Source organism: Embleya sp. NPDC050493, from assembly GCF_044458105.1.
Lineage (GTDB): Bacteria > Actinomycetota > Actinomycetes > Streptomycetales > Streptomycetaceae > Embleya.
The window spans coordinates 120128-133576 of the sequence record NZ_JBITHP010000009.1 but is presented as its reverse complement, the minus strand read 5'-3'; the positions used below and the strand labels follow the sequence as shown (position 1 = coordinate 133576).

10 protein-coding genes are annotated in these 13449 nt (G+C 71.1%); 3 read left to right on the top strand and 7 right to left on the bottom strand.

Going from position 1 to position 13449, the window contains the following annotated elements:
- Positions 1-135 precede the first annotated feature (135 nt).
- The 3 genes from rsmG (at position 136) to ACIBM5_RS19620 (ending at position 3211) form a co-directional block, all read left to right on the top strand.
- On the top strand, positions 136-888 hold the full coding sequence (gene rsmG / locus ACIBM5_RS19630; RefSeq protein WP_391587406.1) for a 16S rRNA (guanine(527)-N(7))-methyltransferase RsmG: 753 nt from the start codon (positions 136-138) through the stop codon (positions 886-888).
- Between the two features lie 269 nt (positions 889-1157).
- Entirely contained in the window at positions 1158-2090 is a 933-nt protein-coding gene (locus ACIBM5_RS19625) for a ParA family protein (RefSeq protein WP_391587260.1), read from the top strand.
- Complete coding sequence (locus tag ACIBM5_RS19620; RefSeq protein WP_396008032.1) at positions 2087-3211, top strand: ParB/RepB/Spo0J family partition protein; 1125 nt, start codon at positions 2087-2089, stop codon at positions 3209-3211. Before ACIBM5_RS19625 ends, ACIBM5_RS19620 begins: the two co-directional genes overlap by 4 nt.
- 452 nt (positions 3212-3663) lie before the next feature.
- Here ACIBM5_RS19620 and ACIBM5_RS19615 read toward each other — a convergent pair whose 3' ends face one another.
- From ACIBM5_RS19615 to murJ, 7 genes are all read right to left on the bottom strand, one after another.
- Entirely contained in the window at positions 3664-4842 is a 1179-nt protein-coding gene (locus tag ACIBM5_RS19615; RefSeq protein WP_391587258.1) for an N-acetylmuramoyl-L-alanine amidase, read from the bottom strand.
- Between the two features lie 229 nt (positions 4843-5071).
- Positions 5072-5398 (bottom strand): thioredoxin, encoded by a 327-nt coding sequence (trxA, locus tag ACIBM5_RS19610; RefSeq protein WP_396008030.1) that lies wholly within the window; start codon positions 5396-5398, stop codon positions 5072-5074.
- Positions 5399-5447: 49 nt separating this feature from the next.
- Positions 5448-6395: a thioredoxin-disulfide reductase gene (trxB, locus tag ACIBM5_RS19605; RefSeq protein ID WP_391587256.1), complete on the bottom strand. Its 948-nt coding sequence runs from the start codon at positions 6393-6395 to the stop codon at positions 5448-5450.
- 166 nt (positions 6396-6561) lie between these two features.
- The gene (locus ACIBM5_RS19600; protein WP_396008028.1) at positions 6562-7500 is read right to left on the bottom strand and encodes an anti-sigma factor family protein; all 939 of its coding nucleotides are present in this window, start codon (positions 7498-7500) and stop codon (positions 6562-6564) included.
- Positions 7497-8210: an RNA polymerase sigma factor SigM gene (gene sigM, locus ACIBM5_RS19595; RefSeq protein WP_396008026.1), complete on the bottom strand. Its 714-nt coding sequence runs from the start codon at positions 8208-8210 to the stop codon at positions 7497-7499. Before sigM ends, ACIBM5_RS19600 begins: the two co-directional genes overlap by 4 nt.
- Positions 8211-8296: 86 nt before the next feature.
- Complete coding sequence (locus ACIBM5_RS19590) at positions 8297-10237, bottom strand: protein kinase family protein (RefSeq protein WP_396008025.1); 1941 nt, start codon at positions 10235-10237, stop codon at positions 8297-8299.
- 544 nt (positions 10238-10781) lie between these two features.
- Positions 10782-13442, bottom strand: coding sequence for a murein biosynthesis integral membrane protein MurJ (gene murJ / locus ACIBM5_RS19585; protein ID WP_396008023.1), 2661 nt, complete (start codon positions 13440-13442; stop codon positions 10782-10784).
- Between the last annotated feature and the right edge of the window lie 7 nt (positions 13443-13449).

Below are 13449 nucleotides of genomic sequence, written 5' to 3'. Positions count from 1 at the left end.
CGGGGGGGGGCGCCCCCCCCCCACCCGGCGGCCCGCCCCCCCCCCCCCCACCCCCCCCCCCCCTCCCCCTCCCCCACCCCCCCCCCCCCCCCCCCCCCCCCCCCGGGGGGGGCCCCCGGCGCCGTTCCTGGGATGATGTTCCACGTGAAACGTCAGGACGACACGACCCCCGACCCGCCGGCGGACGAGCGCGCGCCCGAGGCCCCGGAGGCGGCGGCTCGCCTCTTCGGTGCCAACCTGGACCGCGCGATCCGCTATGCCGATCTGCTGGCCGGTCCCGGTGTACGCCGGGGCATGGTCGGCCCACGCGAAGTCGGCCGGCTCTGGGAGCGGCACCTGCTCAACTGCGGGGTGGTCGCCGAATTGATCGCGGAGAACGCGATCGTGCACGACGTCGGTTCGGGTGGTGGTCTGCCGGGCATTCCGCTCGCGCTGGTCCGGCCGGACCTGCGGATCACCCTCGTCGAGCCGTTGTTGCGGCGCACCACGTTCCTCGACGAGGTGGTCGAGGAACTCGGCCTCGACAACGTCGAGGTGCTGCGCGGGCGCGCCGAGGAACTGCGCGGCCGTACCTCCGCCGACGTGGTGACCGCACGTGCGGTCGCGCCGCTGGCCAAGCTGGCCGGGTGGGGCCTGCCGCTGCTCGGTTCGGGCGGCGAGATGCTCGCCCTCAAGGGCGACTCGGCCGCCGAGGAACTCCTGGAGTCCGAGGCGGACTTGCGCAAGCTCGGTGCGGTGTCCTGGACGGTCGCGCACGCGGGTGCCGGAATCGTGGACCCGCTGACCACCGTGGTCCGGGTGCGGATCGGCACCGTCGTGGCCAAGGAGTCCAAGGCGACGAAGGCGCGCCGAGCCGCGAAGACAACGCGGCGGCGTCCCGGGAAGTAGCAGCCGCCCCGGGTTGGGCCGGACGGCTGAAACGCCGTTCCTGCCCGCTCGGGGTGTGTCGTGAGCGCCGTGGCATCGCCGCACCCGGGATCGTGTTTCACGTGAAACGTCTTCCGTGGAAACGCTTCTACTCGCCTGAGGCGCGCCGGAACGTGACACCCTCTGAGGGTGCCGCCGCAGTGCGTGGTCATTCCGTCGGCCCGAGTTCCCATGTCGCCGCGGCAGGAGAGGAGAGTGGACCGTTGCCGTCCGAGTATCCGACAGCCTCGATGCCGGCGCCCCGAGTAGGCGCCGGCGTCGACGTTTCACGTGAAACAGAGGCCCCCGGTATCGAAGACACGCCCATCGCCCGGGCGGCCAGACAGGCCGTCGAGACGATGGGCCGCGCTTCGGAAGGGCTACCGCGCCCGGAGCGCACCCGGGTCATGGTGGTCGCGAACCAGAAGGGTGGCGTCGGCAAGACCACGTCGACCGTGAACCTCGCGGCGGCGTTGGCGATGCACGGCGCCCGGGTGTTGGTGATAGACCTCGACCCGCAGGGCAACGCCTCCACGGCGCTCGGGGTGGACCATCACGCGGGCACGCCGTCGATCTACGAGGTGCTCGTCGAGGGCCGCGACCTGGCCGAGGTCGTCCAGCCGGTGCGCGACGTCGAGGGCCTGTTCTGTGCTCCGGCCACGATCGACCTGGCCGGCGCCGAGATCGAACTCGTCTCCCTGGTCGCCCGGGAGAGTCGGCTCCAGCGCGCCATCTCGTCCTACGAGCAGCCGTTGGACTACATCCTGATCGACTGTCCGCCCTCGCTCGGCCTGTTGACCGTCAACGCGCTCGTGGCGGGTGCCGAGGTGGTCATCCCGATCCAGTGCGAGTACTACGCGCTGGAGGGGCTCGGCCAGTTGTTGCGCAACGTGGAACTGGTCCGCGCGCACCTGAATCCGAACCTGGCCGTGTCGACGATCCTGCTCACCATGTACGACGCCCGCACCCGGCTGGCCTCGCAGGTGGCCCAGGAGGTGCGCGACCACTTCCCGGACGAGGTGCTGCCGACCGCGATCCCGCGTTCGGTGCGAATCTCCGAGGCACCCAGCTACGGCCAGACCGTGATGACCTACGACCCGGGCTCCACCGGTGCGTTGTCGTATCTTGAAGCGGCTCGGGAGATGGCGCTGCGCGGCGTGGCGAAGGCGAAGGAGGAAGTATGAGCGGACAACGCAGGGGTTTGGGCAAGGGGCTCGAATCGATCATCCCCACTCGGGCGCTGAAGCCGTCGTCCTCCGCTGCGGAGACCCTGCGCAGGATGGCGGAAATAGCGACCGACGAGCCGGCCATGTCGCCGGCCTCGGTCCCGGTCCAGGAATCGCCACGAGGCAGCAGGACAGCGGTGCAGCCGGCCGCGCTGTACGCCGAGTTGCTGCTCGATGTGATCACGCCGAACCCGCGCCAGCCCCGCGAGGTGTTCGACGAGGGCGCGATGGCCGAGTTGGTCCAGTCGATCCGGGAAGTGGGTGTGCTCCAGCCGGTCGTGGTCCGTGCGTCGGGTGACGGCACCTACGAACTGGTGATGGGCGAGCGCCGGTGGCGGGCCTCTCGCGAGGCGGGGCTGACCCACGTGCCGGCCATCGTCCGGGTCACCCAGGACGACAAGCTGTTGCTCGACGCGCTCCTGGAGAACCTGCACCGTTCCGAACTCAACCCGCTCGAAGAGGCCATGGCCTACGAGCAGTTGCTGGAGGAGTTCGCGTGCAGTCACGACAGCCTCGCCAAGCGGATCGGACGCTCGCGCCCGTATGTGTCGAACACCCTGCGGCTGTTGAAGTTGCCGACCGAGGTGCGGACCAGCCTGGCGGCCGGGACGCTCCTCGCCGGGCACGCGATCGCGTTGCTCAAGATCGAGGAGTATCCGGACGAGCTGGCCAAGCTCGCCAAGCGCATCATCCGCGAGGGCATGACGGTGCGCACCGTCGAAGAGATCGCCTCGCAGATCAAGGGTGAGGGTCCGGCGCGGCCGGCGAAGACGCAGAAGCCGCGACCCGGTGGGCTCGTCGCGCCGGCCCTGAACCAGCTCGCGGATCGGCTCAAGGACCGCTTCGAGACCGAGGTGAAGGTGGTCCTCGGCCCGAAGAAGGGCAAGATCGTCGTCGAGTTCGCGTCGGTCGAGGATCTGGAACGCATCCTTGCCTCGATGGCGCCCGGTGAAGGCGACCAGTTCGCCAAGCGGCTGAGTGAGCCGCAGGGTCGGGCGCGACCCGAGTCGACTGCGGCCGAGTCGACCCCGGCCGAGTCGACCGCGGCCGATGACCAACCCTCGGTGTTGGTCCCGTAGTCGACGCAGAAACACCGAAGCACGGAAATACGGAGAAGGGGCCCGCGGTCGTTGACCGCGGGCCCCTTCCTTGCTTGTGTTTCACGTGAAACGCGCCGCCCGCTCGATGCGGCGGTGCCGCTCGCGCACGTTTCACGTGAAACGTGGCACCCCTGGAGGGGCGATGAGGTCGATGCGTTGGATCGTCGCGGGTCTGGGAGTGGGTGCCGTCGGCGGTTTCGTCGGCGGGCTGCTCGGTGGTTCGCCGCGTTCCCGGGTGTCGATTCCCGCGCCGTGGACGCCCGATGGGCCCGCGATTCCGGTCCATGCGCTGCCTGAGGGCTCACGTCGGCCGGTGGATCGGGTCGTCCTCGACGAGGCGGCGCTCGCTCGGGCGAGAGCCGATCGACTCGGGTACTGAGTGGTTCGGTTGCTGCCGGCTCGGACGCCGGTCGACTCGGGTGCCGGTCGACTCAGGTGAAGACGGGCAGTCGCAGCATGCCGGTGGGCACGTCCTCGTCCGGCGGCAGGTAGAGCCGCTGGAGGGCCACCACGATCGACTCGGCGGCGTGGTCGCGGAATTCCGACCCGGCCAGTCGGGCCGCGTCCTCCGCGTTGGTGAGGTAGCCCAACTCGATCCGCACGGCGGGCATCCGGGTACGCCGTAGCAGCGTCCACGCCTTGCCGTGGGTCCGACCGTCGACCAGGCCGGTACGCGCGACGAGTTCGCGCTGAACCAGGCTCGCGAAGTGCTCTCCGGTCGGCGAGCGTCGCCCGTACCGGTCGCTTCCGCTGCCGTAGTAGTAGCTGGAGACGCCGCTCGCCCGCGGGCTTTCGTTGCGGTCCGCGTGCAGGGATATCACCAGGTCCGCGTCGGTGGCATTGGCGAAGGCCGCACGGTCCTCCTCGCCGATGCCGTCGGAGTCCAGGCCGCGGGTGAGGTACGCCTGGACGCCGAGGGCGGACAGCCGACCCTCCAGTCGCCGGGCGAGATCCCACACCACCTCGGCCTCGGCGAGTCCGTGTGCCACCACGCCCAGGTCCGTGCCGCCGTGACCCGGGTCGATCACCACGGTCTTGCCGGCCAGCGATGGGCCGGAGCGGTGCAGGAGTTCGGATTCGCGCATCGCGTGCGGCTGGCCGCCGACGACCGTGCGCGCGAGCCGGTCGAGGGCTCGGAACGTGGCCGGTCCACACGTGCCGTCTGCGCCCAGCCCGTAGTTGCGCTGGAATTCGCGCAGCGCGCGCTCGGTGGCGGGGCCCAGGATGCCGTCCACCCGGCCGCAGTCGAAGCCCATGTCGAGCAGCCGCTGCTGAAGGGTGGCCACGTCGTCCCCGACCGTCGGGTGACCGATCGAGTAGGACAGCATGCGGTCGCCGAGGCGCCACCGTGCCTCGTCGAGGTGACGGTAGGTCTCCGGGCCGACGATGCCGTCCACGGTCATTGCCCGCTGCTGCTGGAAATGCCGAACGGCGAGATCCACGGAATGGTCGAACACCGCGTCCGCGTAGCCGCCGTGGCCGTCCCCGTCCCCGCTGCCGGCGACCGCATGGGCACCGGCGGGCAGGAGGCCGAGCAGCACCAGTTTGGACCTGATCTCGGCCACTGCGGGGCCGGTGTCACCGCGTCGGTACCGCCGCTGCATGGTCATGGAAAGAAGTCCTCCCGAGTTTTGACGCAACACTCGATCGTACGCGCGCATTCGGTCGTTCCCGTACCGGAGCGGGGCTCTCGGGGTCCGGATTCCGGCGCGGGCGGGCGATCCGCCGTCCCGGGCCGCCCGCCGGTCGTCGGTACGCCCTGACACGCGCGAAGGGCGCTCCCCGGTTCCGGGAAGCGCCCTTCGGATGCCGCGCGGCCGCCGCGTCGATCGGGTCGACTCAGACGTACTCGGCGAGCTCCTTGAGGAGCATCGACTTCGGCTTCGCACCGACGATCGTCTTGACGATCTCGCCGCCCTTGAAGACGTGCAGGGTCGGGATCGACATCACGCCGTAGCGGGTGGTGATCTCCGGGTTCTGGTCGATGTTGAGCTTCGCGACGGTGAGCTTGTCACCGTTCTCGTCCGCGATCTGCTCGAGCGCCGGGGCGATCTGGCGGCACGGGCCGCACCACTCGGCCCAGAAGTCGACGAGCACTGCCTTGTCGCTCATCAGGACGTCGGTGTCGAAGGTCTTGTCGGTGACGGTGACGGTGGCCCCGGCCATGGTTGCTCCTCGGTGTGCTCGGGTGGAAGGAAGTGGGACGAGTTGTGGGTCAGGCGACGGCGCCGTCGGCGAGCGAGGCGAGGTAGCGCTCGGCGTCGAGCGCGGCGGCACAGCCGGTGCCGGCCGCGGTGATCGCCTGCCGGTAGGTGTGGTCCACGACATCGCCCGCCGCGAAGACGCCGGTGAGGTTGGTGTGCGTGGTCGGGGCGTCGACCTTGATGTAGCCCTCGGCGTCCAGCTCGATCTGGTCGCCCAGGAGTTCGGTGCGCGGGTCGTGGCCGACCGCGATGAACAGGCCGGTCACCGCCAGGTCGCGCAGCTCGCCGGTGCCGGTGTCACGCAGCTTGACGCCGGTGAGCTTGCCGTCGCCCACGATCTCGGCGACCTCGCTGTTCCACGCGAACGAGATCTTCTCGTCGGCGAACGCCCGATGTTGCATCGCCTTGCTCGCGCGCAGCTCGTCCCGACGGTGGATGACGGTCACCGAGCGGGCGAAGCGGGACAGGAACGTGGCCTCCTCGATCGCCGAGTCGCCACCGCCGACCACCGCGATGTCCTGGTCCCGGAAGAAGAAGCCGTCGCAGGTGGCACACCAGGAGACACCGCGACCGGAGAGAGCGTCCTCGTTGGGCAGGTTGAGCTTGCGGTACGCGGACCCGGTCGCCAGGATCACCGCGTGCGCCTTGTGCACGGTGCCCGCGCCGTCCGTGACGGTCTTGACCGCGCCGGTGAGGTCGACGGCCACGACGTCGTCCGGAATCAGCTCGGCGCCGAAGCGCTCGGCCTGCTTGCGCATGTTGTCCATCAGATCCGGACCCATGATGCCGTCCGGCCAGCCGGGGAAGTTCTCGACCTCGGTGGTGTTCATCAGTGCGCCGCCCGCAGTGACGGCGCCTTCGAAGACCAGCGGCTTCAGGTCCGCGCGTGCTGCGTAGACGGCGGCCGTGTACCCGGTCGGACCCGATCCGATGATGATCACGTTGCGGACGTCGCTCACGCTGAGCCTTTCCTGGTTCCTTGTCGAGCCTCGGGCCGGAGGCCGGCCTCGGCTGTGCGGGTCTGCGAGCCCCGCGCCCCGATGAGATGCGGTGTCTCGTTCGACAACGGATCCTAGGTGCGCACCATTCCCGGCTCCCAACGCCGCGAGCACGGCGTGCCGGGGATCACCCTCGGGGGACCACGGTGCTGAGCAACACGGAGCCGGTGACGGGGCCCGACGGGGCCGCCGAGAGCTGTGTGGCGCAGGACGCGTCCACGATGTACACCCGGACCCGGTCGGCACTCGGGCCGTCGAGGACCACGACCCGGACCGGCTTGCCGGCATAGCGGCCGTCGTCGGTGGCCAGCGGCCGGGCGGCGTCCGGGCCGATCGCGGCGGCGACGCAGCCGGGCAGGTCCACGAGCGGGGTCGCCGTACCGCGGCGCAACAACTGCGCGACCTGCTCGGGCAGTCGGGCGGCCGTGTACTCCCGGGGAGCCGCGATGGACGGCCGCTGCGGCAGCTCCGGGGTCTGCGCTTCCGACTTCGCGCCCGGTTGCTCGCCCGCCTTGCCGGACGGCGCGGGCCGGTCGGCACCCTGGGGCGCGGACACGGCGGAGTTGTCCTTGGCGGCGGTCGGTTTGTGGGCGCCGTCGTCGTCGCCCCCGGTGCCGACCAGGACGGTGACGCCCAGGGCCACCGCCGCCACTGCGGCGGCCGCGAGCAGCAGCGGACCGCGGCGCCGCCGGCGACGGGCGGCGTCCAGATGGACGACGCCGTGGTCGAAGCCGTGGTCGGACGCATGCGGCGCCGCGGTCGGTGCGGGCGGTGCCGCGGCGGCCGGGACGCTCGTGCGGGGGATGCCCACCGAAGGTGCCTCGGCGGGTCGCGGCGGCGGGAGCGCGGCCAGCGCGAGCGCGTCGTCGATTCGCGCGACCACGTCGGCGGGCATCGGTTCGGCGGGCTGTGCGCCGAGCAACTCGCGGACCTCCGCGAGCGCGTCCCGGGTGTCGCGACACTCGGCGCACTCGGCGAGGTGTGCGTGCACGGCGGTCGCCTGCTCCGGATCGAGCAGTCCTTCGACGAGGTCGGACAGCACCTCGACGTCGATGTGCTCGCTCATCGTGTGCCACCTCCCTCCATGCTCGTGCCGCCCGCGTCGGGGGCCGGACCGCCGGTTCTCGGTCGGTCGTCCGTCGATGGGACGGATTGTCCGGCTCCGGGGTTCCCGGATGCCCGGGACGGTCCGGGCGGCCCCGCCTCGCGCAGGTGCCGCACCAGCGGCAGCAGCTTGGCGCGACCGCGGGCGCAGCGGCTCTTGATGGTGCCCGAGGCGACCTGCAGGATCCGGGCCGCCTCGTCGACGGGGTAGCCCTCCATGTCCACCAGCACCAGTGCGGCCCGCTGCTCGGCCGGCAGCGTGGCCAGCGCGGCGAGCACCTCCGCGCGGGTCTCGCCGCGGATCGCCGGGTCCTCGTGCACGGGCGCGGGCAGCCGCTGGTCGAGATCCTCGGGCAGCGGTACGGCCGGCCGGGCGGCCCGACGCCGGGCCCGGTCCAGGCAGGCGTTCACCACGATCCGGTGCAGCCACGTCGTGACGGCCGCGCGGCCCTCGAACCTACCCGCGGCACGGTAGGCGGATACCAGGGCGTCCTGGAGGGCGTCAGCGGCTTCCTCGCGGTCGCCCAGCGTGCGCAGGGCCACCGCCCACAGCCGGTCGCGGTGTCGACGGACGACCTCGCCGAACGCGTCGGGGTCGCCGGCGGCGTGCCGGGTGAGCAGATCGGCGTCGGTGACGTCCGCGTACGCCGATCCGGTCTGCTCCGTACTCACCGCCTACCTCCCCTGGGCCCGGGGTCATCCTGGCATGGGCCGCCGGCGCCTTGGAGAGGGGTTCGCCTCGATCGCCCGGGCGGGGGTCAGTCGAGGGTGACGAAGGAGACCTCGCGCCAGGCGTTCTGGTAGCCGCTGTGGAAAATCTGGTAGTTGCCGACGTTCGACTCGACATTGGGCATCGCCGTCATCACCAGCAGGACGTATTGCGCCCGGACAGGTTTGCCGGTGGCCTTGATCTCCAGGTCGGTGGTGATCGTGGTGCCCCGTCCGACCTCTTCCTTGAACGCTTCCTCCGAGGAGGGCATCGACTTCGCGCCGGGCGCCGCCATGAGCTTGAAGTCGGTGCGTGACGTCTCGGGGTCGGGCCCGCCGGGAGCACCCAGCTCGATCTTCGCGCCACGCACCTCGCGAACCGAGCCCAAGTCGTAGACGATGCCGTAACCCCTGCGGTTGAAGATGACCGGCGGGCCTTGCACCATATAGTTCGTGCGCCAGTACGTGGCGGCATTCCCGTCGAAGGTTTTCTTCACGTCCTCGGGTGCGGTCGGCGGACTGTCGCCGATCGAGATCTCCTTGGCCGCCTTGGGCGGCTTGACGACCGGCGTCGGGACGACCGTGCTCGGCGCCGCGCTCGGCGACGGCTCGCCCCCCTGCCGCTTCAACGGATCCGGCTTCTCCTCCCCGTCCCCCACATGGCTGGCCACCTGCCACGTCACCAGGACGATCGCGAGCACCACGAGCACCGCGACCGCACCCTTGACCGTCGCGCCGAACCGGCCGCCCAGCGGGGGCGGCGGTGCGACCGGCGGTCGGACGGAGCCGTTCGAGCCACCGCCGCCGGTGTAGCCGGCCGTCGTGTAGACCGTCCGGGTCGGCGTCGGCGTGTAGACGGGGTACTCGTCCTGCTCCGGGCCGCCGACGATCTCGCCCTGCTCGGGCGGATGGATCTCCGGGATCGCGCCGATCGCCGCGGACAGTTCGCCCGGTGTCTCGAACGCCGGTTCGTGCTTGATCTCGTGGCCCAGCGCGCGCATCGCCAGCGCGGCCAGCGTGTCGTCCACACCGGCCCGGATCTGGCCGGGCGCGCACAGCCTGCCGCCGGTGAACGGAGCGGCCTGTAGCCCGTATTCGGTGCCGTCGACCCAACGCCGGGTCAGCGCCGCGTACATCAGCCTGCCGACCGCGTGCGTGTCGTCGCGGGCCGCGTCGGTCGTGTCGTGTCCGTAGAGGGCCGCCTCGACCGCCAGGCCGACGATCTTGTACTGGCCGGTGTGCATGCGCAGCACGTTCTCCGGCGTCAGGCGCAGGTGCGACAGACCGGCCCGGTGCGCGACGGACATCGCCTGGGCGACCGCGCGGGAGAGTTCGTACACCTCGTGCGGCGGCAGCGGCGCGCTCTCGAAGACCTTGGTGAGGTTGTCCGCGTCGGGCAGCCACTCCTTCACCACGTAGATCAGGCCGTCCTGTTCGGCGCAGTCGAGCACCTGGACGAAGCGTGGGTCGCCCATCAGCGCGGCGGCACGGGCGGCGGCGATCACGGCCCGGCCGTGCTCCCCGCCGGCGGGGACGATGTGCACGCCCACCGCGCGCCGGAGCTTCTCGTCGACGGCGCGCCAGGTCTCGCTGCGGCCGTTCTGCGACAGGCGGTGTTCGAGCCGGTAGCGGTCGGCCAACCGGGTGCCGCGACTGACTCGCGGCGCCGCGGGTTCCGCGGCCGGCGCCGGCCGAGCCGACTCGGGCTCGGTGGTCTTCGGGGCGGCCGACTCGGGAGTGCTCGCCCCGCCGCTCCGGGCGGTGGAGTCGGCAGGCCTTTTCCGCTTCGCCCGCTTGTGGGTTACCGGTTCGTCCTCGGCCGACTCGGAGTCGGACTCGGCGGCCACGGACACGGCGGCCGCGGACGCTGCGGGCAGGGCCTCGGCAGCGGGGGCTCGGGAGGGCGCGGTGGACCCGGCGGCCGCGGCAGGTGCGGCGGGTGCGGCGTCCGCGACCTCGGCCGAATCGCCGTGCGCAGAGCCGTTGTTCACACCGGCGCCGGTCACGGACTCGTCGGCTTCGGTGGATGTGGCGGCTTCGGATCCGACCTCTTCGCCCGCGTCGGGTTCGGGTTCCGCATCGACGGGCAGAACCGTGGTGGTACTTCCCGAGACCCCTGAGACATTACCGCCGGAGACCTTGCCGTCCGAACCGACCGGATTGTCCGACGATGTATCAGAAGCCTTTGGCGGTACGGGGTTTGCCTCGTCCGTCGCTAGGTCGACGGATCCTGCGGTTCGGTCCGTCACCTCGGCCTCATCCTCCTCGTCGGCGTACTCATCGTAGAGGTGAGGCATCTCGGGCCGTAGGTCAGGGACGACCTCTACACACCATGAGACTCTCCGGCCCCACTTCGGGTTGCCTCCTCGCAAGATCCGTAAGGAAACCGAGACCGGCGTATCGGGAGCTTTACCCCGGTTCCGGCGTGCGGCACACCCTCACTCGCCCATGGTGGTACATCCCACACAGTTCCGCCCGCCGAATTCCCGGTGCGGGATTCGGCGGGCGGTGGTCCGTGCGGGGTCGAGTCGGCGGTCAGCGGCCGAGCCGGCCCTTGATCATCCCGGTCATCGCGGTCATCTCCTCGACCCGCATCCGGTTGGCCGCGATGAAGAACACGACGAACATCGTCACGATCCCCGCGCCCACCGCGATCGCCGAGCCGCCCATGCCCGAGCCGAAGTGGCCCGTGCACACCCGGGCCACGAAGAACGCCGCGGCGCCGCCGACCGCGGCGGCGATCGACAGCCGGGTGTAGGTCCGGGTCACCCGTCGGCCGTCCAGGTCGCCGAGCCGCTTCTTGAGCCGTTGTGCGGCCAGCACCACGCCCACCAGGTAGGCGAGGCTGTAGCCGCCGGCGATGCCGACACCGGCCCACTTGGTGGGCAGCGCGACGTAGGCGAGACCCGCGAAGGCCGCCTGGGCGCCGGCGATCCATACCGTGTTCAGGAACGGCGTCCGGGTGTCCTCGTACACGTAGAACCCGCGCAGCAGCACGTACTGCGCCGAGTACGGAATCAGTCCCAGGCCGAGCGCCATCAGCATGTAGCCGATCCAGTGCGCGCTCTGTTCTCCGGTCGGGGCGAAGATGAAGCCGCCGATGTCGCGACCCAGCGCCACGAAGATCGCCGCACACGGGATCATCGCCACCGCCGACAACCGCAGCCCGGAGGAGATGTCGCCACGCACGCTGGCCAGGTCGCCGTCCGCGGCGGCCCGGCTCATCCGGGGCAACATCGCGGTCATCACCGACACGGTGATCACCGCCTGCGGCAGCTGCCAGATCAGCAGCGCGCTGCTGTAGGCGGTGAAGCCGACGCCGAACTGGATGTTCTGGTCCCGCGCGTCCACGTCGATCGCGGTGGCGAGCTGGGTCACCACCAGGTAGCCCGCCTGGTTCGCGAGCACGAACAGGAACGTCCACTTGGCCAGCCCGAGCGCCTTGCCCATCCCCGAGCCGCGCCAGTCGAACCGGGGCCGGAAGCGGAACCGGGCCGCCTTCAGGTACGGGATCATCGCCATCGACTGCACGACCATCCCCAGCAGCGTGCCCAGGCCCAGCAGCCGGATCTCGTCCGGAGTGATGGTGTCCGAGTTCTGCCCGGTGTTCTTCGCGGTGCCGGCCACCCAGATGTACAGGCCGAACGTGGCGATGATGACGATGTTGTTCAGGACCGGGGTCCACATCATCGGGCCGTAGCGCTCGCGCGCGTTGAGGATCTGCCCGAACAGCACGTGCAGACCCATGAAGAAGATGATCGGCAGGCAGTAGCGGGCGAAGGTGATCGCCAGCTCGTAGTCCTGGTGGTGTTTCGCCAGCGAGTTCGCGAAGCCCCGGATCAGCAGCGGCGCGCCCAGCCAGGCGATCACCACCAGCCCCGCGAGCACCGTCATGACCAGGGTGAGCAGGCGGTTCGCGTACGCCTCGCCGCCGTCGTCGTCCTGGCGCATCGCGCGCACCAGCTGCGGTACGAAGACCGCGTTCAGCGCGCCGCCGCCGACCAGGATGTACAGCAGCGTCGGCATCGTGTTGGCGACGTTGTAGGTGTTCGCCAGGATCGCCGTGCCCAGCGCCGCCGCGGCGACCAGGTTGCGCACGAAGCCGGTCATCCGGGACACGATCGTGCCCGCCGCCATGACGGCGGAGGATCGCATTATCCCGCCGAGCTTGCTGCCCTTCTTGCCCTCGCCGCCGACCGGGATGCCGGCCATGCGCTCCTCGGCGCCCGAGCCGGGCATCCGGTAGACGGGCGACGTGGAGGGGTTCAGCGGGACCGGCGGGGCATCCAGGACCGCGCTCGCGGACATCGACGCGGCCGCGGCCTCGGCCCGGTGCTGGGTCTCGTAGCGCTGGTACGCCTCGGTGTAGGAGGGCATGCCCGCGATGTCGCCGGCGAGGCCGAGGTTGATGCCGGTCAGCGTCTGGTCCATCAGCCAGCCGCCGGGCCGGTCGTAGTCGCCCCAGCCGCCCTGCCCCTGCTGCGGGCTCGGCTGCTGCGGGACGTACGACTGCTGCTGCACCGGTTGCTGGTGTGGCTGTTGATGCTGCTGGTGTTGTTGTTGCTGTGGCTGCTGCTGGTAGTTCTGCGCCGGCGGGGCCTGGTGCTGCTGGTACGGGTCGCCCGAGCCGTATCCGCCGCCGCCGTAGTGCTGCCCCTGGGCGGACGGGTCGTACGGCACGCCCGGGTCGTACTGCGGGCCCGCGTCGTAGCCGCTCGGCGCCTCCGGGGTGAAGAGTTCGTCCACGCCCACGTAGGGATCGTTCGCCGGCGGGTCGCTCAACTCGTCCCGGAACCACGCGCCGCCGCCCTGGTCGGGCTGCTGCGGCGGCTGCTGCTGGGCATACGGGTCGTAGCCGCCCGCGTTCGATCCGGAGCCGTACGGATCCCCGTAGACCGGTTCGGGCCCGGAGCCGTAGCCGCCCTGCCCGGGGTAGCCCTGCTGCGGGTACGCCGCCGGCTCGCCGTACCCCGGGTGCGGTGCGTTCGGGTCGGCATAGCCCGGATCGCCCGGCTGCGCGTACGGGTCCGGCGGTTGCACGGCGTAGGGATCGGCCGGCTGTCCGTACGGATCGACGTACTGCTGCAGGTAGGGGTCGGCGGGCGGCCGACCCCGGTAGGGATCGTCGTGCGCGCCGTCGTCCGGCTCGGCGGAGCCGCCGGTGTACGGCTGACGTTCGTCGCTCCGGTCGCTCATGCGGGCG